We start from the raw sequence: 23,343 nt of genomic DNA on the forward strand, positions 1-23,343 counted from the left end.
CGATGACCGCAAACGGTGAAAGCGCCCCGGGGTCGCCCTGGAGTGATCTGCAGAACTCCCGGTGATCCGGGGCGCAGCATCTGCCATTCACCGTTTTCCAAATACTCATGCGACCGCGCCACCGGCATGGCGCCGCCGTCATTTCCCCATCAGCTCCTCCTCGACGCGCATCCCGCCGACGACGCCCAGCGACTTCAGCTTGCGGTGCAGGGCCGAGCGTTCCATGCCGACGAATTGCGCCGTGCGGCTGATATTGCCGCCGAAGCGGTTGATCTGCGCCAGCAGGTATTCCCGCTCGAAGAGCTCGCGCGCCTCGCGCAGCGCCAGGCTGGTGATCTGCGGGCCAAGCGCCAGGGCCTCGCCGGTGCTGGCGCCGCCGTTCTGGGTTTCCAGCTCGGCGGGCTGGATCGGCCCGGTGCCGTCGCCCAGGATCAGCACCCGCTCGATCACGTTGCGCAGCTGGCGGATATTGCCCGGCCAGTTCATCGCCTGCAGCGCCGCGCAGGTTTCCTCGGGCAGGGCGCGCAGCGGCAGGCCCTGGCCGGCATGGAAGCTCTCGATGAAATGTTCGGCCAGCATCGGGATGTCGTCGCGGCGGTCGGCCAGCGACGGCACCGGCACCGGCACCACGTTCAGCCGGTCGTAGAGCTCCTGGCGGAAGCGGCCGGCGGCGATCTCGGCCGCGAGGTCGCGGTTGGTCGAGGAAATCACCCGCAGGTCGACCCGCACCTTGTCGGTGCCGCCCGCGCGCTGGAACTGCTGCTCGGTCAGCACCCGCAGGATCTTGGGCTGGGTGCCCAGCGGCATGTCCGCCACCTCGTCGAAATAGATCACCCCGCCATGCGCCTGCTCCAGCAGCCCCGGCTCGATGCCGCGCTCGGGGGTCTCGCGGCCGAAGAGCACCTCCTCCATATGGTCGGGCTCGATGGTGGCGCAGGGCACGGTGACGAAGGGCTCGCGCGCCCGCGGGCTGTGGGCGTGGACATAGCGCGCGGCGATCTCCTTGCCCGCCCCCGGCTCGCCGGTCAGCATCACCCTGCCGTTCGATTTCGCCACCTTGTCGAGCTGTTCGCGCAGCCGGCGGAAGGGCGCGGAATTGCCCAGCATCTCGGAGGCCCGCGCCTCGCCGCGCTTGAGCGTCGAGTTCTCGCGCCGCAGCCGCGCCGTCTCCATGGCGCGGCGGATCACCACCAGCAGTTGGTCGATGTTGAAGGGCTTCTCGATGAAGTCGTAGGCGCCCTGCTTGATCGCCGCCACCGCGATCTCGATATTGCCGTGGCCCGAGATGATGACCACCGGCACGTCGGGATTGTTGCGCTTGACCTGCTTGAGGATGTCGATCCCGTCCATCTTGCTGTCCTTGAGCCAGATGTCGAGGATCATCAGCGCCGGCTCGGCCGCGTTCAGCTCGGCCACCGCCTGGTCGGAATTGGCGGCGAGGCGGGTCGAGAAGCCCTCGTCGCGCAGGATGTCGGAAATCAGCTCGCGGATGTCCCGCTCGTCATCGACAATCAGAATATCGCTCATTTGAATGTTTCCTGCTCGTGTTTGTGGCGGCGCGCGGACAGGCGCACCGGCTGGCGCTCGCGCGGCAGGCGGATCTCGGCCATGGCGCCGCGTCCTTCGGGGGCGTCGGTCAGCATCAGGCTGCCGCCGTGTTCCTCGACGATCTTCTTGACGATCGGCAGGCCGAGCCCGGTGCCGCCGGGTTTCATGGTGACATAGGGTTCGAAGAGCCGGGTGCGGTCCTGGGGCAGGCCCGGGCCGTTGTCGGTGATGCGGATGGTCACCGCATCGGGGGCCACGCGCAGCATGACCCGGACCTGCGGCTGCCAGCCCTCGGGCGGGTCGGCGCGCAGCTCGTCCAGCGCCTCGCCGGCGTTCTTCAGCAGGTTGGTGAAGACCTGCCGCATCATGCCGGCATCGGCATCGACGATCACCGGCTCGTCGGGGATATCCGAGACGAGAGCGCCCTGCAGCGCGTCGCGCTGCATCAGCTCGGCATCGCGCAGGAGCTTGGCGATGTCGGTTTCCTTGCGGTCGGGTTCCGGCATGCGGGCGAAGCGGCTGAACTCGTCGACGATGCGGCGCAGGTCGTTGGTCTGGCGGATGATGACCTCGGTATATTGCTCCAGGGCCTCGCGCTCCTCGCCGGCGATGGGGCCGAACTTGCGCTTCAGCCGCTCGGCCGAAAGCTGGATCGGGGTCAGCGGGTTCTTGATCTCATGCGCGACGCGGCGGGCGACGTCGCCCCAGGCCGCCATGCGCTGCGCCGACACGAGGTCGGTCACGTCGTCCAGCGCCACGACATAGCCTTCCAGCCCCCCGGCGGCGCCGCGGCGGATCGCCATGCGCACCAGCAGGCTTTCGACGCGGCCCTCGCGGGTCAGGCGGATCTCGTCCTGCACCGATTCGTTGACCGATTGCGACAGGCGCTCGAACAGCGGCGCGAATTCCGGCACCGCCTCGGACAGCAGCCGGTCATGCGCCGTCGCCGGATCGAGGCCCAGGAGCCGCGCCGCCGAACGGTTCAGGAAGTCGATCTCTCCCGCCGCATCGAGGCCGATCACCCCGGCGGTGACCGAAGAGAGCACGGAATCGAACAGCCGGCGCTGGTCGTCGGCGGCGCGGTAGCTCTCCACCAGCTCCTGGCGCTGCTGCTTCAATTGCCGGGTCATGCGGTTGAAGCTTTCGCCCAGGGTCTGGATCTCGTCGCCGGTGTCGGGGGCGGGGATCTGGAAGTCCAGATTGCCCTCGCCCACCTGTTCGGAGGCCTCGGCCAGCCGGCCGATGGGCCGCGACAGCCGGTCGGCGAACCACAGGCCCAGCCACATCGCCGCCGCCACCAGCAAGAGCGCAAAGCCCAGATAGAGCAGCGAGAACTCGAACAGCACCCGGCCGCGCTCCTGCTCCAGCCGCTGGTATTCGCCGACGGTCTGGCGGGTGTCGTCCAGAAGGCCCAGCAGGCTGCCGTCCACGTCGCGGGTGACGTAGAGATAGCGGTCGGCCAGCGGCGCCAGCGGCACCAGGGCGCGGAACTCGTTGTTCTGCCAGTCCTCGATCAGCACCAGCCCGCGGGTCGCCGCCTCGTCGAACTGGGCGGGGCCGGGCTGTTCATACCAGAACTGATAGCTGCGCTCGCCCCGGGCGCGGATGGTGCCGCGGCCGTCGATGATATAGGCCTCGCGCAGCCCGCGCTGGATCAGCGCCTGAAACTGGCCCAGCAGCAGCCGCAGCTCGCCGTCGTCCAGCATCGGGTTGCGCCGCGCCTCTTGCGTCAGCGCCCCGGCCAGCAGCTTGGCGTCATTGGTCAGGTCGCGGCGATGTTCGTCCTGATAGGCCTCGGCGGCCGCCAGCGAGGTCGAGACCACCTGCTGCACGCGGTTGGAGAACCAGCCCTCCAGGCCGATATTCACCGTCAGCCCGGCGAACAGCGCCACCAGCACCGTCGGCACCAGCGCGATGGTGGCGAAGACCCCCACCAGCCGCATGTGCAGCCGCGAGCCCGCCGTCGACTTGCGCCGCGCCGCGACGATCTGCGCCATGCGCGCCACGACAAGCCCGGTCAGCACGATGAGGTAGAGCAGATCGGCCAGCAGCACCAGCCGCAGCAGCGAACCGCCCGAAACGGCATTGGCGAAGGGCCCCATCACCGCGAAGGTCAGCCCCGCCAGCGCCGGACCCAGCAGCACCAGGCCAAGGGTCGCCGCATTGCGATAGAGCCGCAGGCGCCGCAACCGTGCGACGCGTTCCCATGTGCCCCTGGACAGCGTTCCCGCCACCTTGCCCGTCCTCACGGTTTCGCCGCTGTGTCCGCGGCCGTTCTGTGGCCGTTCAGCGACTCTCGCAAGGCCATCTGTGGCCGTTTTACATCAGTTTGCGCCGCCGTGTCACCTCGATATTCAGGTCGGTCAGTTTCTTGCGCAGCGTATTGCGGTTGATGCCCAGAAGATCGGCACAACGCAGCTGGTTTCCGCCGGTGGCGTCCAGCGCGATCTCCAGAAGCGGCTTTTCGATCTCACGCAGGATGCGGTCGTAAAGGCCGGGCGGCGGCAGGTCGTCGCCATGCAGGTCGAAATAGCGTTGCAGGTGCATTTCCACCGATTGCGCCAGCCGCATGTTCGCGGGCTCGCCCAGCGGATTGGCCGAAGCGGCCGCTGGGCCGGCGGCGGTCGCGGCTGCCGGCCGGGCGGCGGGCGCCGCCGCCGGGGCGGGCGGCACGATCGGGCTCGACTCGGCCAGCGCGGCGGCGGCCTCGGCCTCGGTGATCTCGGCCGCGGCGGCGGTCAGGGCCAGGCGGCGCATCAGGTTTTCCAGCTCGCGCACGTTGCCCGGGAAGGGATAGGCGCGGATGAGCGCCGTCGCGCCTTCGGACAGGCTGCGCTGCGGCAGGCCCTGGGCGGCGGCGCGGGCCAGCAGGTGCCGGGCCAGCGGCGGGATGTCGTCCACCCGCGCCCGCAGCGGCGGCACCGTCACGGTCACCCCCGCCAGCCGGTAATACAGGTCCGCCCGCAGCCGGCCCGAGGCCACGTCGGCCTGCGGGTCGGGCCCGGTGGTCGAGACCAGGCGCGGCATCAGGTTGCGGCCGGGCCCGACCTCCCAGGCCTCGATCATGCCGATCAGCCGGGCCTGGGCGGCCGTGTCGAAGCCGGCCGGATCCTCGATCAGCAGCGTGCCGCCCTGCGCGCGCTCGGCGGCGCTGTGGATCGTCTCCTCGGACAGGTCGGCCGAGGTCAGCACCACGAAGCCCGCCTCGCGCCGGTCGGAAAGATCGTGGAACGAGCGCGCGACCACGGTCTTGCCCACCCCGGCCTCGCCCGCGATCATCACCGGCAGGTCGGCGTTGAGCACCCGCGCCACCATGCGGAACAGGTTCTGCATGGCCGGGGCATGGCCGATCAGCGGCAGGGCCGGATCGGCGCCGGATTCCGGCGCCGCGGCCGGGGCCGGGGCCGAAGCCGCCGCGGCCGGCTCGGACCTGCGCACGCGCGACAGCGCCTGCCCGGCCCGGGTCATCAGGTCGGGCAGGTCGAAGGGCTTGGGCAGATAGTCGAAGGCCGCCGCCTCGGTGGCGCGGATGGCGGTGACGATGGTGTTCTGGGCCGAGATCACGATCACCGGCAGGTCCGGCCGCGCCTTGCGGATCGCCGGGATCATGTCGATGCCGTTGCCGTCGGGCATCATCACGTCGGTGATGACCAGATCGCCCCGGCCCTCCTCGACCCAGCGCAGCAGCTGCGCCAGCGAGCCGGTGGCATGGACCCGGCAGCCGGCGCGGGTCAGGGCCTGGGTCAGCACCGTGCGGATGGTGCGGTCGTCGTCGGCGATCAGAACGGTGCCGTCCATGGGAAAACCTCAGGCTTTGGGCAGTGAAATGCGGAAAACGGTGCGACCGGGGCGGGATTCCAGCGCGATCCAGGCGCCGTGGTCGGTGATGATCTTGGACACCAGCGCAAGGCCCAGGCCGGTGCCGTTCTCGCGCCCCGAGACGAAGGGCTCGAAGACCTCGTCCAGGATGGCGTCCGGAATGCCGGGGCCGTCGTCCTCGATCTCGATCTGCAGGGGCAGGCTGCGGCCCTGCGGCTCGGCCTCGGTCGGGGCCAGGCGCAGGGTGCCGTCGTAGAAGCTGCGCAGGCGGATGCTGCCGCCCTGCCCCGCCCGGCCGATGGCCTCGGCCGCGTTCTTGACCAGGTTCAGGCAGACCTGCACCAGCTGGTCGGCATCGACCAGCGCCGGCGGCAGCGAGGGGTCGTAATCGGGCACGATGCGCAGCCCCTTGCCGAAGCCCACCGCGGCCGAGCGGCGCACCCGCTCCAGCACGTCGTGGATGTTCACCGCCGCCAGCCGCGGCGCCGAGGTGTCGCCGAAGCGTTCCACCTGGTCCAGCAATTCGACGATGCGGCGCGATTCCGCGACGATCAGGTCGGCAAGGTCGCGGTCCTCGGCCTTGAGGTTCATGCCGATCAGCTGCGCCGCGCCGCGGATGCCGGCCAGCGGGTTCTTGATCTCATGCGCCAGCATCTCGGCCATGCCGATGGCCGAGCGCGCGGCCGAGCGCGCCGCCTGCCCCTGCCCCAGCCGGCCGCCGCCATCGGCGGGCGCCAGCAGGATGACGGTGCCGCCCTCGGGGCTGGGGGCCTGGCCGGCATGGACGGTGGCGATGCGGTCGGTATGCCCGCCCGAGCGGTCGCCGATCTCGAAGCGCACCCCGGCGCGGTTCAGCGCCTCGTGCCCCTCGCGCATGCGCTCCAGGATCGCGCCCAGCCGCGGCACGATGCGCAGCCGCTTGCGCATCTCGGGCCCCTCCAGCGCCTGTCCCAGCGACGAGCGGCAGGAGATGTTCAGGAAAGCCTCGGCCAGGTCGTTCATCGCCGCGATGCGGCCCCGCGCGTCCAGGATGATCGCGGGCAGGGGAAGCGCCGACCAGTTCGGCCCGACCTCTGCCGGGACGAAGCCGCCGCCGGCTTCCATCTCGGGATCGGGCAGCATGTCGGACCTGGCCCGGGCTGTCATGAAGGCACCTCGGTCGCCTGGGCGTTGGCATGGACGGCATCGGCCAGCGCGGCATCGGCATCGCCGAAACCGGCGCGGATCGCGGCCAGCGCCGCCTCGGGCGTGGGCGCGCGCAGAAGCTCGGCGCGGTTCGGGGCGCCGTTCGCCTCGGCATACCAACCCAGATGCTTGCGGGCGACGCGCAGGCCCAGCTCGCGCCCGTAAAGCGACAGGATGTCCTCGTAATGCTCGGCCACCGCCTCGGCCAGCGCCGCGCTTTGCGGCACCAGCGGCGCGGGCGTGTTCCACAATTCATGCGCGATCTGCGCCAGCTTCCAGGGCGCGCCCTGGGCGCCGCGGCCGACCATGACCGCATCGGCCCCCGATTGGCGCAGGGCGGCGCGGGCGCTGGCCGCGTCCACCACATCGCCATTGGCGACCAGCGGCGGCCGGCCCGGCAGGTTCGCCACCGCCCGGATCGCCGCCCAGTCGGCGCTGCCGGTATAGAACTGCGCCCGGGTGCGGCCGTGCACGGTCAGCATCCGGACCCCGGCCCCGGCGGCGCGGGCGGCCAGCTCGGGCGCGTTCAGGCAATCCGCGTCCCAGCCCAGCCGCATCTTCAGCGTCACCGGCAGGTCGGGCACGGCGGCGACCACCGCCTCGACCAGCCCCAGCGCATGGTCGAGGTCGCGCATCAGCGCCGCCCCCGACAGCCCGCCGGTGACCTTCTTGGCCGGGCAGCCCATGTTGATGTCGACGATCCGCGCGCCCATGCCGGCGACGATTCGCGCGGTTTCCGCCATGGCCCCCGCCTCGCGCCCGGCGATCTGGACCGAGACCGGCAGCGCGCCCTCGGTCAGCGCCTTGGCGCGCACCGCGGCGCGGGTCGAGGGGCGCGGCGTCACCATCTCGGTCGAGGCGACCATCTCGCTGACCATCAGCCCGGCCCCGCCATGGCGGGCCACGGCGCGGCGGAAGGGCAGGTCGGTGATCCCGGCCATGGGCGCCAGGAAGACCGGCGGGCCGAGCCGCGTGGTGCCGAGGGTGATGGGTTCGGGCAATGTCATGGGAGAACTCGTATGCCAGCCGGCGGGAATGCGAAAGAATGCGGCGCATGCCCGGTCGGCAGGCGGTCCTGCCGCGGCGGGTTTTGCCGGTTTTTCGTGCTTGCTGCCTAAATAGGGGGCAGGCGCCGTTTCGTCAAATGTCGCGGAGCTTCAGGCCGGCTGTCGCAACCGCTCTGGCTTGCCGGCGGGTCCGCGGCTAGGCTTGCCGCGCCAGCCTGGGAGTCCGCGATGTTTCTTTCCGTCTTCGACATATTCAAGATCGGAGTCGGCCCGTCCTCGTCCCACACCATGGGGCCGATGGTGGCCGGAGGCCGCTTTCTGGACGCGCTGCGCGGGCAGCCGTTCCGCGCCCACGGGCTGCGCGCCAGCCTGCATGGCAGCCTGGCCTTTACCGGCAAGGGCCATGCCACCGACCGCGCCACCATCCTGGGCCTGGCGGGATTCCTGCCCGAAACCATGGATGCCGAGGCTGCAGAGGCGGCGCTGGAGAAGAACCGCAAGACGAAGGTCCTCTCGCCCCAGGGGCTGGGCGATCTGGCCTTCGACCCGGCGCGCGACCTGATCTTCGACTATGACCGCGCCCTGCCCGGCCATGCCAACGGCATGGTGCTGATGGCGACCGACGCGCAGGGTGACGTGATCTTCCGCGAGGTCTATTACTCGATCGGCGGCGGTTTCGTGATGACCGAGGCCGAGCTGGCGGCGCGCGGCGACGACACCCGCACCGACGCCTCGCCCAAGGTGCCCTTCCCCTTCGCCTCGGCCGCCGAGATGCTGGAAATGGCCGAAAAATCGGGCAAGTCCATCGCCCAGATGAAGCGCGAGAACGAGCGGGTCTTTCGCAGCGATGCCGAGATTTCCGCCGGTATCCGCCGCATCTGGCAGGTGATGCGCGACTGCATGGACCGGGGCCTGGAGGCGCGCGGCATCCTGCCCGGCGGGTTGTCGATCCGCCGCCGCGCCGCCGGCATCCGCGAGGCCCTGCGGGCCGAGGCCGGCATGAACCTGACCGCGCCGCATGTCATCAACGACTGGATGTCGATGTATGCCATGGCGGTGAACGAGGAGAACGCCGCCGGCGGCCAGGTGGTGACGGCGCCGACGAACGGCGCGGCGGGCGTGGTGCCGGCGGTGATCCGCTACTGGCTGGACCACGTTCCGGGCGCCTCCGAGCGCCAGCTGGACGAATTCCTGCTGACCGCCGCCGCCATCGGCGGGCTGATCAAGCACAATGCCAGCATCTCGGGCGCGGAATGCGGCTGCCAGGCCGAGGTCGGCTCGGCCTCGGCCATGGCGGCGGCGGGGATCTGCGCCGCGATGGGCGGCACCGTCACCCAGGTCGAGAACGCCGCCGAGATCGCGCTGGAGCATCACCTGGGCATGACCTGCGACCCGGTGAAGGGGCTGGTGCAGGTGCCCTGCATCGAGCGGAACGGCCTGGGCGCCATCAAGGCGGTCTCGGCGGCCAGCCTGGCGCTGCGCGGCGACGGCCAGCATTTCGTGCCGCTGGACGCCGCCATCGAGACCATGCGCCAGACCGGCCGCGACATGAGCGACAAATACAAGGAGACCTCGCTGGGCGGTCTGGCCGTCAACGTGCCGAACTGCTGAGCCGCGTGCGAAGAATCGCGCAAAACCCGGCTGTGGTGGCCCGCGGGGCCTGTCTGTGCTTGCCCAAGTCCCGGGCTTCCTGTAGCCAATCTGCATAAGCAAAACCCATGGAACCGGGACAGAGCAGATGAAATTCCGTTCGGCATTCGCCGTCCTCTCGATGACTGTGGCCCTTGCCGCCTGCGGCGACCTGCCCTTCCAGAAATCCGACGAGCCCGAGGCGCAGGGCCATTCCGGCCCGCCCAGCGTCTCGCCGCTGGAGCAGCCGATCGAGACCGGCAGCGAGGGCAAGCCCGTCGCCACCGCCGAGGCCAGCACCCTCAACACCGCCATGTTCCGCGCCGCCGGCGCCGGCTGGACCGTGACCGCGGACGACAAGATCGCCGTCTACGAGCGGCCGGGCGCGCGCTCGGTCGGCGTCACCGTGCGCCGCATGGTCTATGGCCGCGGCGTCGAGTTCATCGGCTCGATGAACGGCACGGTCTTCGCGCTGAACATCCAGGCGGCGGAATGCCGGGCGGGCGACCAGAAGACGCCCTTCACCGCGCGGCTGCGCGTCGGAAGCCAGCGGCTGAGCGGCTGCGCGGCGCCCACCGACAGCATGCCCAAGCCGCAGGTCCGCGCCTCTTCGGCGGCGCCGAAGCCCAAGGCCCAGCCGAAGCCGGCGGCGCCGGCGGCGAAACCCGCCGCGACCGAAGCTGAAACCCCGGCGACGGCACCGGCAGCGACCCCCGAGACGGGCCCGGCCACCGACACGCCCGCCACCACGACGCCCGCCACCCCGGCACCGGCAGCCACGGCGCCCGAGACCATGCCGCCGGCCCCGACGACGAGCCCGGCCGCGCCCGCCGAGACGCCGGCCACCGAGACCCCGGCCACCGGCGCGGGCGCAAGCGAGACCCCCGCGGCGAGCCCCTCGACCCCGCCGGCGGCGGAAGCCCCGGCAGCCAGCGGCGGCGGGTCGGACGCGGCCAGCGGCGTTCCCGCTCCGGCGCTGATCCTGCCCGAGCCGCCCGCCCCCAGCGAATAAGCCGAAAGATCCGGGCGCCGCGCGGACAGGCTCCGCGCGGCGCCGGCCCACCCGCCGCCCCCGCTGCGGGCCACGACCTGAAAGGACCCGCCGATGCGCGCCCATTCGATCCCTACCCGCCGCCTGCTGGCCTCGACCGTGCCGGTGGCGCTTCTTCTGGGTCTCGGCACCAGCCCGGCCCATGCCGATCCGCTGATCGGCAGCCATTTCAACAGCTACGGCCTGCCGGGCGGCATCGACACCCCCAGCGCCGAGGTCCTGCCCGACGCCACGCTGGGCGCCACGCTGTCCTATTCCGACCTGGCGCGGCGCAACACCATGGTGTTCCAGGCCCTGCCCCGGCTGACCGTCGCGCTGCGCTATTCGCGGGTGGAAAGCACGCGCGAGGCGCGCGGCTATATCTGGGACCGCAGCTTCGACCTGCGCTATCAGTTCCTGGACGAGGACCCGCAGGGCTGGCGTCCGGCGGTGGCCGTCGGCCTGCAGGACTTCATGGGCACCGGCATCTACAGCGCCGAATACCTGGTGGCCACCAAGACGCTGACCCCGCGCCTGCGCGTCAGCGCCGGCCTGGGCTGGGGCCGGCTGGCCAGCACCGGCGGGATCGGCAGCCTTGGCGACCGCCCCGCCCCCGACGAGGGCGAGGGCGGCAAGCCCAATATCGACCAGTGGTTCCGCGGCGAGATGGCGCCCTTCGTCAGCGCCAGCTGGCAGGCCACCGACAAGCTGACGCTCACCGCGGAATATTCCGGCGACGACTATGCCTGCGAGACCGGCGATGCCGAGAATTGCCGCCGCCCGATCTGGCTGGACGACAAGGACGCGCTGAAGAACCAGCTGAACCTGGGCTTCACCTATCAGCTGGGCGAGCATTACCAGCTGGGCGGCTATGCCCTGGGCGGCAAGCAGTTCGGGGTGCAGTTCAGCGTGGCGATGAACGCCCGGCAGGCGCCCTATCCCTCGGGGCTGGAAAAGGCCCCGGCCCCGGTCAGGCCGCGCCCGGCGCGGCAGGCCGATCCCGACGGCTGGTCGGGGGCCTGGTCGGCCGATCCGACCGCGCAGCCGGCGATCCAGAAGGCGCTGGGGGATGCCCTGGCCAAGGAAGGCCAGGTGCTGGAGAGCATGGCGCTGGACGCCAACCGGGCCGAGGTCCGCATCCGCAACAACCGCTATATCCAGCAGGCCGAGGCCATCGGCCGCACGGCGCGGCTGATGAGCCGCGCCCTGCCGCCCTCGGTCGAGACGCTGGTGATCACCTCCTCCGAGGACGGGCTGCCGACCTCTTCGGTGGTGCTGCGCCGCTCGGATGTCGAGCGGCTGGAGAATACCGAGGCCGGGCAGATCGCCAATGCCGCGCAGCTGAGGGACGCCGACCCGCGCCCCGGCAACCTGGTGATGACCCCGGGCCTGTTCCCGCGCTTCAGCTGGGGCCTGAAGCCCTATCTGTCGACCTCGCTCTTCGACCCGGACGATCCGCTCCGCTACGAGATCGGCGCCGAGCTGTCCGGGGAATACGAGCTGACCCCGGGCCTGGTGCTGGCCGGATCGGTGCGCCAGCGCGTGCTGGGCACCACCAGGCAGGAAGCGCCGGGCGGCATGACCCCCGAGGAATACGAGGCGCTGGACAGCGATTACGACGAGAACGGCGTGCCGCGCGTGCGCTCGGACGGCCGGATGTATTCGGGCAACAAGAGCCCCTGGGTCTCCAGCCTGACGCTGGCCTGGTATGCCAAGCCGACCGAAACGGTCTATTCCCGCCTGACCGTGGGCCTGCTGGAGCGCGCCTATGGCGGCGTCTCGGGCGAGGTGCTGTGGTGGCCGGCCAATTCGCCGCTGGCCATCGGCGCCGAGATCAACCGGGTGAGGAAGCGCGATTTCCGCGACACCTTCGCCTTCCGCGACTACGAGACCACGACCGGCCATGTCTCGGCCTATTACGAATTCGGCAACGGCATCACCGCGCAGCTGGATGTCGGCAAGTATCTGGCCGGCGACAAGGGCGCCACGCTGACGCTCAGCCGCGAATTCGCCAATGGCTGGCGGATCGGCGGCTGGGTCACCAAGACCGACATGAGCACCGAGGATTTCGGCGAAGGCTCGTTCGACAAGGGCGTCTCGATCTCGATCCCGCTGGGCTGGGGCACCGGCGATCCCTCGCTGCGCCGCATCGGCGGCGACATCCGCTCGCTGTCGCGCGACGGCGGCTCGCGCCTGCGCGTCGGCGGCAGGCTTTACGACAAGGTCCGCGACAGCCACTCGGGCCAGCTTTACCAGGGTTGGGGGAGGTTCTGGCGATGACCCGGACGAAACGGATACTGCTGGGCGGCCTGCTGCTGGGCGCGCTGGCCGCCTGCGGCAACCAGAGCAACAACGATTCGGTCTTCGGCAAGCTGGCCCAGGCCGCCCGGCAGAGCGTGGCGCAGCGCAATGCCGAGCCCGCCCCGGCCCCCGACCCCTCGGCCATGGCGGCCGAGGCGCTGCGGGTCAATCCCGGCCCGCTGATCCTGGTCGGGCTGGAAAGCGCCGGCAGCACCCAGGTCATGGCCATGACCGGCGAGAATGCCGGCCGCCGCACCTACATGACCAAGAACGAGCAGGCGCTGATCCTGCGCAACGGCATGCTGGCCGGCACGCGCGGGCTGGGCAACGACCTCTCGGTGGCCGAGATGTCCGGCTCGGCCGCGCTGGTTCTGGCCGGCCGCAGCGGCGAGGCCCGGCGGGTGATGCGCTACTGGACCGGAGACGGGCTGGAGCGGCCGCTGCCCCTGGATTGCCGGGTCGGCCCCGGTCCCAAGCCCGGGGTGATGGTGGAACGCTGCCAGGGCTTCGGCCTGACCTTCGAGAACAGCTATCTGGTGCAGGGCGGACGCGCCACGGTTTCGCGCCAATGGATCGGGCCGGCGCTCGGCTATGTGACGATCCAGGAATTGCGGCCCTGACGCGGGCCGCAAGCCGCAAGCCCGAACCGCAGAGGCCCGCCACGCGCGGGCCTTTTCCTTTGCGGCGCTAAAAGGCGGAAGGCCGAGGCCGGAGCCTCTTCAGGACTGGCGCCGCAGCCTGAACCGGCCCCGCAGTTGCAGCCGAGCGCGTGGCCGCAGCCGGGGATCGCGATCCCGGCCCGCTGGCCGGCGCGCGCGGGCCTTTTCATTTGCCCCGATGCGGAGGAATGCCGAAGCCGGAGCTTCAGGGCTCGCGGCCGGGGTCTGGAACCGGCGCTGCAACCACCGCCGAGAGGCGTGGCCGGGGCCGGCACCAGCCGGGGCCGGCGCATGAAAAAAGGGCTGACCCGAAAGGCCAGCCCTTTTATCGACGACTGTCGAACCGAAATTATTCGGCCGGGGTCGAGTCATCATCATCGTCATCATCCGACGCGATGGCGGCGATGACACCCAGCAGCAGCAGGGCCGGAACGACGAGGCCGGCATTGGTCGAAGCGGGTTTTTCGTCCACGACAACCGGCTCGACTTCGACGACCGGGGCAACATAGCCACCGGCGAGAGCGGTCGAGGCCGACAGGCCAAGGGCCAGGGCGAAGGTAGCGAATTTGGTCATGATCATGCTCCGTTCAGTACTTTGACGGCTGCCGATTCCGGCAACATCGCTGCGACAGTCGCATAATCCCAAGGACTTGGAAAGCGGTCTTGATCGGGAAAACATGCGCGTCACAGGCAACTGTTGCATATTAGCCAACACCCCTGGCGCTAGGCGGGATGCTGCCGCCGGACCGGCGGAAACCCGCGGGTTTCCGCCAGCGGCAAAATGCAGGTCATTTCCTGCAAAGCACTAAAGTAACAGCATAAATCGTCGCAGAAATCGCCACGATCGAGGGGCCGGCCGGCGTGTCCAGCCACAGGCTGGCCCAAAGCCCGCCCAGCACGGCCACCGCGCCGATGGCGGTGGCGGAACCCGCCATCTGCTCGGGCGTTGCCGAGAATCCGCGCGCCGCCGCGGCCGGCACGATCAGCATGGCCGAGATCAGCAGCGCGCCCACGATGCGAATCGCGATCGCCACCACCAGCGCCAGCGCCAGCGACAGGATCAGCCGCTCGCGCGCCGGGTCGATTCCCGCCGCCATGGCCAGCTCCTCGTTGACCGAGGCGGTCACCAGCCGCTGCCAGCGCCAGACCAGCAGGCCGAGGACCAGCCCGGCGCCGCCCCAGATCCAGGCCAGGTCGGCGCGGGTCACCGCCAGGATGTCGCCGAACAGGAAGGCGTCCAGCCCCACGCGCAGCGAAGGCACGAAGCTGACCGCCACCAGCCCCAGCGCCAGCGCGCTATGCGCCAGCACCCCCAGCACCGTGTCCATGGACTGGCCGCGCCCGGCCAGCTGCGCGACGATCAGCGCCATGGCGACGGCCACCGCCAGCGTGCCCAGATAGATCGGAAGCGAGAAGACGAAGCTCAGCGCCACGCCCAGGATCGCGGCATGCGCGGTCGAGTCGCCGAAATAGGCCATGCGGCGCCAGACCACGAAGGACCCCAGCGCCCCGGTCGCCAGAACCAGGCCAAGCCCCGCCAGCACGGCGCGGGTCAGGAAATCGTCAAGCATGGGGCCTCAATGCGGATGGGCGCAGGCCGGGCCGTGATGGTGGCCCTCTGCGACATGGTCGTGGTCGTGATCGTGGTGATGCTGGTAAAGCGCCAGCGTGCCCTGCGATTCCGCGCCGAACATGGCGCGATAGGCGGGGGCGGCGCTGACCGCCTGCGGCGTGCCCTCGCAGCAGACATGGCCGTTGAGGCACACCACCCGGTCCGAGGCGCGCATGACCACCAGGAGGTCGTGGCTGACCATCAGCACGGCGGCGCGGGTCTCGGCCCGGACCTCTTCGATCAGCTTGTAGAAGGCGACGATGCCGGGCTGGTCCAGGCCCTGCGTCGGCTCGTCCAGCACCAGCAGCTGCGGGTCGCTGAGCAGGGCGCGGGCCAGAAGCACGCGCTGGAACTGCCCGCCCGACAGCTGGGTGATCTGCCGCCTTTCCAGCCCCGGCACGCCGGTCCGCTCCAGCGCCGCGGCGGCCTGGGCATCGCCCACCCGGCGCGGCAGGGACAGGAAGCGGCGCACGGTCATCGGCATGGCGCGCTCGATATGCACGCGCTGCGGGACATAGCCGATGCGCAGCCCCGGCGCCCGCTCGACCCGGCCCGAGGCCAGCGCGACATGGCCCAGAAGCGCCCGCACCAGCGTCGACTTGCCCGAGCCGTTCGGACCGACCACGGTGACGATCTCGGCCGGGCGGATCTGGAAATCGACATGGCTCAGCACCGGCAGGTCGCCGCCATGGCTGACCGACAGGTCGGCCGCGCGGATCAGCGCCGTCACAGGCCGGCCTCGGTGCAGCGGGCGCAAAGGCCCAGCAGCTCGACGGTGCTGCGCTCGATGCGGAAGCCCGAGGCGGCGGCAAGCCGGTCCAGCGCCGCGCGCAGCTCGGGCGCGTCGGCCTCGGCCACCTGCTCGCAGCCGCGGCAGATCAGGAAGGCGGGGGAATGGTCGCGCTCGGCCGACAGGCAGGCGGCATAGGCGTTCAGCCGCTGCACGCGATGCGCAAGCCCCTGCTCCACCAGGAAGTCCAGCGCGCGATAGGCGACCGGGGGCTGCTTGCCGAACCCTTCGGCCGACAGCCGCTCCAGCACCTCGTAGGCGCCCATGGCACGATGCGATTCCAGCAGGATCTCCAGCGCGCGGCGGCGCACCGGGGTCAGGCGCACGCCCTCGGCCTTGGCCTGGTCCTCGGCGCGGCGCAGCACGGCGGCGGCACAATGGGCATGGTCGTGCTCGTGGAACGGGTCGGGCGCGGCTTCGGGGTCGGACATGATGTTATATCGTTACATTTCTGCTTGACGGGTTACGATATAACATAAATAACCTGGGCGTTTCTGCAAGCGAGACCGCCATGAACCGATATTCTTTCCTTGTCCTTGCCGCCGCGCTTGGCGCGGACGCCCTGCCCGCCCGGGCCGAGGTGCCGCGCGTGGTGACCGACATCGCCGTCACCGCCTCGCTCGTCCAGCAGGTGATGGGCGATCTGGGCCAGCCCGAGATCCTGCTGCAACCCGGCGGCGATCCGCACAGCTATCAGCTGCGCCCCAGCCAGGCCCGCAGCCTGCAGGAGGCGGGGCTGCTGGTCTGGGTCGGGCCCCAGCTGACCCCCTGGCTGCAACGGGCGACGACCAGCCTTGGCGCGCCGGACGAGGTCGTGACCCTGCTGGACCTGCCCGGCACGCATCGCCGCGACTATGGCGGCGGCGCGGACGACCACGACCACGACCACGACCACGACCACGACCACGACCACGACCACGACCACGACCACGACGATGGCGGCGCCGATCATGCCGGGGCGCAAGACGATCACGGCCATGACCACAGCGGCACCGATCCGCATGCCTGGCTGGACCCGGCCAATGGCCGGGCCTGGCTGGACGCCATCGCCGAAGCCCTGTCCCGCCGCGACCCGCAGAATGCCGCCACCTATGCCGCCAACGCCGCCCGGGCGGCCGAGGAGATCGCCGCGCTGGATGCCGAGCTCAAGCTCCGGCTGGCCCTGGCCAAGGGCCGGCGATTCGTGGTCTTCCACGACGCCTATGGCTATTTCACCGCGCATTACGGGCTTGAGCCGGCCATCGCCGTCAGCCTGGGCGATGCCTCCACCCCTTCGGCGGCGCGGCTCAAGGCGATTCGCGACGAGATCGCCGAAAAGGACGCCATCTGCGCCTTTCCCGAGGCGAATCACGACCCGAGGCTGATCGCCGCCGTCACCGAGGGCAGCGCCGCCCGGCAGGGCGCGCCACTGGACCCCGAGGGCAGCGGCTCGGCCCCCGGACCGCGGCTCTATGCCGAGATCCTGCGCGGCATGGGCGAGGCGCTGGCGGACTGCCTGACGGACGGTTGAAGGGCCGGGTGAAACGACACGAGCAAACCGGCAAGGCGGGCGCAAGGCCCGCCTTTTCTCTTTCATAACCGGCGGTTATCCGCGCGCAAAATTCCCGACTATTTTCCTTTGACATCCCTTAGGAAATTTGTCAGGTTACAATCACCGCGACAGAAACGAGGAACTGGACATGACCGCGACCCGCCCCGCCGAATTCACGCGTCCCGGCGTGACCGCCCTGCAGCGCCTTCCCGAATACGATGCCGAAATGCTGACCGCTGGCGGCAACCAGGCGCTGATCGTCCTGGGCGATCAGGTCTACAACCTGCGCATCACCCGCGCCGGCAAGCTTATCCTGACCAAGTGAAAAGCGAGGCGCGGCCCGGCCGGTCCGCATGAGGCCGGCGCGAGGCAGCCGCACCGGATGATCGCCGGAAGGCGGCAGAGCGCGCCGCGCATCGCATCGCCCCAAGGCCGCGCATTGCGCCCTCTGCCCCGAAACGGCGCGATCAGCCGCGCCGCGGGCCTTTTCCCTCTGGTCGCGCTCCCTTCCCGGGGGCGCGACTGGTTTTTGCAGGCCCCGGCCTCGCGCCGGGTTTCGCGCCGGGCTTGAAGGAACGGCCGGGCTTGCTCTCGCCCCGGGGCTTGAAACCGCCCTCGGGCTTGTCGCCGCGCGGCTTGAAGCTGCGCCCGCCCTCGGCGGCTTTCGCGCCGCCCTTGAAGCCGGGCTTGCCGCCGCGCGGCGGCCGGTCGCCGTCGCGCCGCGCCTCGTCGCGCGGTCCCTTGCCGAAGGGCTTGCGCGCGCCCTCGCGGGCCGGCTTGCCCTCGCTATCCGCACGCCGCGCGAAGGGTTTGCGATCACCATCCTCACGCTTGGCGAAGGGACGCGCACCGTCTTCACGCCTGGCGAAGGGCTTGCGGTCGCCCTCGGCACGCCTGGCGAAGGGTTTGCGATCCCCCTCCTCGCGGCGGACAAAGGGCTTGCGGTCGCCCTCTTCGCGCCGCGCGAAGGGCTTGCGATCCCCTTCGGCGCGCGGCTTGCGCGGCCGGGCATCGCCCTCGGCCGGCCTGGCGGCGCCCCGCTCCCGGAAGCTGCGCGGCTTTTCCTCAGTCTCGCCGGTCAACAGCCCGCCCAGCTGGTCGCGCAGCACCTTGCGCTTGACCTCGCGCACCTCGTTCTCCTCCAGCCCGGTCAGCTTGAAGGGGCCGTAGCCGATGCGGATCAGCCGGTTCACGATCAGCCCGACATGGGCCATGGCACGGCGGATCTCGCGGTTGCGACCCTCGCGGATGCCGACGGTCAGCCAGGCATTGGCGCCCTGCTGGCTGTCGAGGCTGATCTCCATCGGCGCGAAATCCTCGCCGTCGATGGTGACGCCGCGGCGCAAGGGCGCGAAGGTCAGGTCGTTGGGCTGGCCGTTCACCCGCACGCGATAGCGGCGCAGCCAGCCGGTGGTCGGCAGTTCCAGCCGGCGCTTGAGCTCGCCGTCATTGGTCAGCAGCAGCAGCCCCTCGGAATTCAGGTCCAGCCGGCCCACGGTCATCACCCGCGGCAGGTCGCGCGGCAGGGCGTCGAACACCGTCTGCCGGCCCTTCTCGTCCGAGGTCGAGGTGACGAGGCCCAGGGGCTTGTAATAGAGCCACAGCCGCGTCTCCTGCGGCTCGTCCAGCGGCTTGCCGTCGACGCGGATCCTGTCGGCGGGGGTCACGTCCAGCGCCGGGCTGTCGATCTTCTTGCCGTTCACCGTCACCCGGCCTTCCAGGATCATGCGCTCGGCCTCGCGGCGCGAGGCGACGCCGGCGCGGGCCATCACCTTGGCGATGCGGTCGGCCTGCGGATTCGGGGCGGTTTCGGGGCTGTCTTCGGTCATGGCGATCTCCTGCGCATCGCTGCGGTGGCAAAGTCGGCAATCTACGGGCACGGCGGCGGAAAGGAAAGTGCGGAGTGGGGCTTTGCCCCCCTCGTCGCTGCGCTCCTCACCCCCCAGGATATTTGTGCAAGAAAGAAGCCGGGGCCGGAGGGGAGACGGCAGCCCTGACTTCTTTCTTGCATAAATATCCATTCTTGCGGGACGCGGCGCGGCGGGCCAGAAGGGGGCATGACATTCGCCTCTTGCATGCCCGCGGCCCTGGACGAAGCCCGCACCGCCGCCCGGCGCGGCGAGGTGCCGGTCGGCGCGGTGCTGGTGGGCGCGGACGGGACCGTGCTGGCCCGCGCCGGCAACCGCACCCGCGAGATGCGCGACCCCACCGCCCATGCCGAGATCCTGGCGATCCGCGCCGCCTGCGCCGCCCTTGGGTCGGAACGGCTGCCGGGCGCGCGGCTCTGGGTGACGCTGGAACCCTGCCCGATGTGCGCCGCCGCCATTTCCGCGGCGCGGATCGCGGTGCTCTATTACGGTGCCGATGACCCGCGCATGGGCGGCGTGCGCCATGGCGCGCGGGTCTTCGACCATCCGCAATGCCACCACCGGCCAGAGATCGTGGACGGCATTTCGGCAGAAGAATCGCGCCGGCTGCTGCAAGAATTCTTTCGCGAACGCCGGTGAAATGAGAAAACCCGCGTCATGAAAACGTCGCGAAGGGTGCTTGCGCTGCACCGCAGCATGGATAGGATGCCCGCCGGGCGAACATGGGGGGACTGATGTTCCGAAAGATTCTTATTGCGAACCGTGGCGAGATTGCGATCCGCGTGATGCGGGCGGCGAACGAGCTTGGGAAGAAGACGGTGGCGGTCTATGCCGAGGAAGACAAGCTGAGCCTGCACCGCTTCAAGGCGGACGAGGCTTACCGCATCGGCGGCGGCCTGGGGCCGGTGGCGGCCTATCTGTCCATCCCCGAGATCATCCGCGTCGCGAAGGAATCCGGCGCCGATGCCATCCATCCGGGCTATGGGCTTCTGTCCGAGAACCCCGATTTCGTCGATGCCTGCACCGCGGCGGGGATCGCCTTCATCGGGCCGAGCGCCGACACCATGCGGGCGCTCGGCGACAAGGCCTCGGCGCGGCGCGTGGCGATCCAGGCCGGCGTGCCGGTGATCCCGGCCACCGAGGTGCTGGGCGAGGACATGGAGGCGATCAAGGCCGAGGCCGCCGAGATCGGCTATCCGCTGATGCTCAAGGCCAGCTGGGGCGGCGGCGGGCGCGGCATGCGGCCGATCATGGGCCCCGAGGAGCTGCCCGAGAAGGTGCGCGAGGGCCGGCGCGAGGCCGAGGCCGCCTTCGGCAACGGCGAGGGCTACCTGGAAAAGATGATCCTGCGCGCCCGCCATGTCGAGGTGCAGCTGCTGGGCGACGGTCATGGCGGGCTCTACCATCTTTATGAACGCGACTGCACCGTGCAGCGCCGCAACCAGAAGGTGGTCGAGCGCGCCCCGGCGCCCTACCTGACCCCCGAACAGCGCGCCGAGGTCTGCGAGCTGGCGCTGAGGATCGGCCGCGCCGTCGGCTACCGCAACGCCGGCACCGTCGAATTCCTGATGGATATGGACAGCCAGCAGTTCTACTTCATCGAGGTGAACCCGCGCGTCCAGGTCGAGCATACCGTGACCGAGGAAGTCACCGGCATCGACATCGTGCAAAGCCAGATCCTGATCGCCGAGGGCGCGACGCTGGCCGAGGCCACCGGCGTCGCCGCGCAGTCCGACGTGCATCTGAACGGCCACGCGCTGCAATGCCGGGTCACGACCGAGGATCCGCTGAACAACTTCATCCCCGATTACGGCCGCATCACCGCCTATCGCTCGGCCACCGGCAACGGCATCCGGCTCGACGGCGGCACCGCCTATTCCGGCGGCGTCATCACCCGCTATTACGATTCTCTGCTGGTCAAGGTCACGGCCCATGCCCAGACGCCCGAGAAGGCCATCGCGCGGATGGACCGGGCGCTGCGCGAGTTCCGGGTGCGCGGCGTGGCGACGAATATCGAATTCGTCATCAACCTGCTGAAGCACCCGACCTTCCTCGACGACAGCTATACGACCAAGTTCATCGACACCACGCCGGACCTGTTCGCGTTCCGCAAGCGCCGCGACCGGGCGACGAAGCTCCTGGTCTATATCGCCGACATCACCGTGAACGGCCATCCCGAGACCGCCGGCCGCCCGCTGCCGCCGGCCGAGGCGCGCATCCCGATGCCGCCGCCCGCCAAGGCCGAGCCGGCGCCGGGGACAAGGCAGCTTCTGGAGGAACAGGGGGCGAAAGCCGTCGCCGACTGGATGCTGGACCAGAAGCGGCTGCTGATCACCGACACCTCGATGCGCGACGGCCACCAGAGCTTGCTCGCGACGCGGATGCGGTCCATCGACATGATCCGGGTGGCGCCGGCCTATGCCGCGAACCTGCCCGGGCTCTTCTCGGTCGAATGCTGGGGCGGCGCGACCTTCGACGTCGCCTATCGCTTCCTGCAGGAATGCCCCTGGCAGCGGCTGCGCGACATCCGCGCCCGCATGCCCAACCTGATGACGCAGATGCTGCTGCGGGCTTCGAACGGCGTCGGCTACACCAACTATCCCGACAACGTGGTGCAGGAATTCGTCCGCCAGGCAGCAAAGACCGGGGTCGACGTGTTCCGGGTCTTCGACAGCCTGAACTGGGTCGAGAACATGCGCGTCGCCATGGATGCGGTGATCGAGAGCGGCAAGATCTGCGAGGGCACGATCTGCTATACCGGCGACCTGCTCGATCCGGCGCGCGCGAAATACGACCTGCAATACTATCTGAAGATGGCGCGCGAGCTTCGCGACGCCGGCGCGCATGTGCTGGGGCTGAAGGACATGGCCGGCCTGCTGAAGCCTGCCTCGGCCTCGATTCTGGTCCGCGCGCTGAAGGAGGAGATCGGCCTGCCGGTGCATTTCCACACCCATGACACCGGCGGCATTGCCGGCGCCTCGATCCTGGCCGCGGCCGAGGCCGGGGTGGATGCGGTGGACTGCGCCATGGACGCCTTTTCCGGCAATACCTCGCAGCCCTGCCTGGGCTCGGTGGTCGAGGCGCTGCGCCACACCGATCGCGACACCGGGCTGGACATCGAGGCGATCCGCCGGATCTCGAACTACTGGGAGGCGGTGCGCGAGCAATATGCCGCCTTCGAGAGCGGGTTGCAGGCCCCGGCCTCGGAGGTCTGGCTGCACGAGATGCCCGGCGGCCAGTTCACCAATCTCAAGGCCCAGGCGCGCTCGCTCGGCCTTGAGGACCGCTGGCACGAGGTCGCCCAAGCCTATGCCGAAGTGAACCGGATGTTCGGCGACATCGTCAAGGTCACGCCCAGCTCCAAGGTGGTGGGCGACATGGCGCTGATGATGGTGGCGCAGGGGCTGACCCGGGCGCAGGTCGAGGATCCGAATGTCGAGGTCTCCTTCCCCGATTCGGTCGTCGACATGATGAAGGGCAACCTGGGCCAGCCGCCCGGGGGCTGGCCCGCGGCGCTGCAGAAGAAGGTCCTGAAGGGCGAGGCGCCGCTGACCGCCCGCCCCGGCGCGGCGATGCCGCCGGTGGATATCGAGGCCACCCGCGCCGACCTGATCCGCCAGCTGGAAGGCAAGGCGGTCGATGACGAGGACCTGAACGGCTATCTGATGTATCCCAAGGTCTTCCTCGACTACATGGGCCGGCACCGGCAATACGGGCCGGTGCGGACGCTGCCGACGCGGACCTTCTTCTACGGCATGGAGCCGGGCGAGGAGATCGAGGCCGAGATCGACCCCGGCAAGACGCTGGAGATCCGCCTGCAGACCGTGGGCGAGACCGACGAGAAGGGCGAGGTGAAGGTGTTCTTCGAACTCAATGGCCAGCCGCGGGTGATCCGGGTGCCGAACCGTCTGGTGAAATCGCAGACCGCCGCCCGTCCCAAGGCCGACCCCGCGAACGAGGGCCATCTCGGCGCGCCGATGCCCGGCGTCGTCGCCTCGGTCGCGGTCACGCAAGGCCAGAAGGTCAATCCCGGCGACCTGCTGCTGACCATCGAGGCGATGAAGATGGAAACCGGCATCCATGCCGACAAGCCAGGCGTGGTGAAAGCCCTCCACGTCAGGCCGGGAGAGCAGATCGACGCAAAAGACCTCATGGTCGAGATGGAGTGACGACAGGGGCGCCCAAGGGCGCCCCTTCCCGTCGCGAGCCGGCCGGAGAACGAAACTCCGCCCGGCGGCTGGCCAGACGAGCCGCAGGACCTGCGTCACGAAGACCGAGAAATCCCCGCGCGACAGGACCAGCGCGCGCCGAAGGTTCTCCTCCATCAGCGGTCCCAGGATGAACCCCAGAAGAAGCGGTGCCGG

The 23,343-nt window shown here is 70.1% G+C and carries 18 protein-coding genes; 8 read left to right on the top strand and 10 right to left on the bottom strand.

What is annotated here, in order from left to right:
• Positions 1-138 precede the first annotated feature (138 nt).
• From L632_RS0108975 to dusB, 5 genes are all read right to left on the bottom strand, one after another.
• Complete coding sequence (locus tag L632_RS0108975; RefSeq protein WP_028712252.1) at positions 139-1,527, bottom strand: sigma-54 dependent transcriptional regulator; 1,389 nt, start codon at positions 1,525-1,527, stop codon at positions 139-141.
• Positions 1,524-3,782 (bottom strand): PAS domain-containing sensor histidine kinase, encoded by a 2,259-nt coding sequence (locus tag L632_RS0108980; RefSeq protein ID WP_028716644.1) that lies wholly within the window; start codon positions 3,780-3,782, stop codon positions 1,524-1,526. Before L632_RS0108980 ends, L632_RS0108975 begins: the two co-directional genes overlap by 4 nt.
• Positions 3,783-3,867: 85 nt before the next feature.
• The gene (locus tag L632_RS0108985; protein WP_028712254.1) at positions 3,868-5,346 is read right to left on the bottom strand and encodes a sigma-54 dependent transcriptional regulator; all 1,479 of its coding nucleotides are present in this window, start codon (positions 5,344-5,346) and stop codon (positions 3,868-3,870) included.
• A 9-nt stretch (positions 5,347-5,355) separates the two neighbouring features.
• Complete coding sequence (locus tag L632_RS0108990; RefSeq protein ID WP_036697727.1) at positions 5,356-6,513, bottom strand: nitrogen regulation protein NR(II); 1,158 nt, start codon at positions 6,511-6,513, stop codon at positions 5,356-5,358.
• The gene (gene dusB / locus L632_RS0108995; protein WP_028716645.1) at positions 6,510-7,559 is read right to left on the bottom strand and encodes a tRNA dihydrouridine synthase DusB; all 1,050 of its coding nucleotides are present in this window, start codon (positions 7,557-7,559) and stop codon (positions 6,510-6,512) included. Before dusB ends, L632_RS0108990 begins: the two co-directional genes overlap by 4 nt.
• Positions 7,560-7,787: 228 nt before the next feature.
• Between dusB and L632_RS0109000 the strand changes: the two genes are divergently transcribed.
• The 4 genes from L632_RS0109000 (at position 7,788) to L632_RS0109015 (ending at position 13,139) form a co-directional block, all read left to right on the top strand.
• Positions 7,788-9,170, top strand: a complete 1,383-nt coding sequence (locus tag L632_RS0109000; RefSeq protein ID WP_028716646.1) for an L-serine ammonia-lyase — start codon at positions 7,788-7,790, stop codon at positions 9,168-9,170.
• 127 nt (positions 9,171-9,297) lie between these two features.
• The gene (locus L632_RS23465) at positions 9,298-10,200 is read left to right on the top strand and encodes a hypothetical protein (protein WP_028712258.1); all 903 of its coding nucleotides are present in this window, start codon (positions 9,298-9,300) and stop codon (positions 10,198-10,200) included.
• 93 nt (positions 10,201-10,293) lie between these two features.
• Positions 10,294-12,498, top strand: a complete 2,205-nt coding sequence (locus L632_RS0109010) for a YjbH domain-containing protein (RefSeq protein ID WP_028712259.1) — start codon at positions 10,294-10,296, stop codon at positions 12,496-12,498.
• Positions 12,495-13,139, top strand: a complete 645-nt coding sequence (locus L632_RS0109015; RefSeq protein WP_036697730.1) for a YjbF family lipoprotein — start codon at positions 12,495-12,497, stop codon at positions 13,137-13,139. Before L632_RS0109010 ends, L632_RS0109015 begins: the two co-directional genes overlap by 4 nt.
• A gap of 388 nt (positions 13,140-13,527) precedes the next feature.
• Here L632_RS0109015 and L632_RS0109020 read toward each other — a convergent pair whose 3' ends face one another.
• The 4 genes from L632_RS0109020 to L632_RS0109035 form a co-directional block, all read right to left on the bottom strand.
• On the bottom strand, positions 13,528-13,752 hold the full coding sequence (locus L632_RS0109020) for a hypothetical protein (protein WP_371255972.1): 225 nt from the start codon (positions 13,750-13,752) through the stop codon (positions 13,528-13,530).
• A gap of 214 nt (positions 13,753-13,966) precedes the next feature.
• Positions 13,967-14,749 carry an iron chelate uptake ABC transporter family permease subunit gene (locus L632_RS0109025; RefSeq protein WP_028712262.1) on the bottom strand — a complete coding sequence of 261 codons (783 nt, stop codon included), beginning with the start codon at positions 14,747-14,749 and terminating at the stop codon, positions 13,967-13,969.
• A gap of 6 nt (positions 14,750-14,755) precedes the next feature.
• The gene (locus L632_RS0109030; protein WP_028712263.1) at positions 14,756-15,520 is read right to left on the bottom strand and encodes a metal ABC transporter ATP-binding protein; all 765 of its coding nucleotides are present in this window, start codon (positions 15,518-15,520) and stop codon (positions 14,756-14,758) included.
• Entirely contained in the window at positions 15,517-16,011 is a 495-nt protein-coding gene (locus L632_RS0109035; protein ID WP_028712264.1) for a Fur family transcriptional regulator, read from the bottom strand. The genes L632_RS0109030 and L632_RS0109035 overlap by 4 nt, the downstream gene beginning before the upstream one ends.
• Positions 16,012-16,091: 80 nt before the next feature.
• Here L632_RS0109035 and L632_RS0109040 point away from each other — a divergent pair, with 80 nt between their 5' ends.
• Together L632_RS0109040 and hemP are read left to right on the top strand one after the other, a co-directional pair.
• Complete coding sequence (locus L632_RS0109040; protein WP_028716647.1) at positions 16,092-17,090, top strand: zinc ABC transporter substrate-binding protein; 999 nt, start codon at positions 16,092-16,094, stop codon at positions 17,088-17,090.
• Positions 17,091-17,259: 169 nt separating this feature from the next.
• On the top strand, positions 17,260-17,436 hold the full coding sequence (gene hemP, locus L632_RS23795) for a hemin uptake protein HemP (protein WP_084637789.1): 177 nt from the start codon (positions 17,260-17,262) through the stop codon (positions 17,434-17,436).
• 142 nt (positions 17,437-17,578) lie between these two features.
• On the opposite strand, the gene L632_RS0109050 is transcribed toward hemP, so the two are convergent.
• Positions 17,579-18,940, bottom strand: a complete 1,362-nt coding sequence (locus tag L632_RS0109050; RefSeq protein WP_028712266.1) for a pseudouridine synthase — start codon at positions 18,938-18,940, stop codon at positions 17,579-17,581.
• Between the two features lie 228 nt (positions 18,941-19,168).
• On the opposite strand from L632_RS0109050, the gene L632_RS0109055 reads away from it, so the two are divergent.
• Both L632_RS0109055 and L632_RS0109060 read left to right on the top strand, forming a co-directional pair.
• On the top strand, positions 19,169-19,618 hold the full coding sequence (locus tag L632_RS0109055) for a nucleoside deaminase (protein ID WP_028712267.1): 450 nt from the start codon (positions 19,169-19,171) through the stop codon (positions 19,616-19,618).
• A 95-nt stretch (positions 19,619-19,713) separates the two neighbouring features.
• Entirely contained in the window at positions 19,714-23,148 is a 3,435-nt protein-coding gene (locus L632_RS0109060) for a pyruvate carboxylase (protein ID WP_028716648.1), read from the top strand.
• Positions 23,149-23,343 lie beyond the last annotated feature (195 nt).

Source organism: Paracoccus sp. J39 (genome assembly GCF_000518925.1).
In the GTDB taxonomy this organism is placed as follows: Bacteria; Pseudomonadota; Alphaproteobacteria; order Rhodobacterales; family Rhodobacteraceae; genus Paracoccus.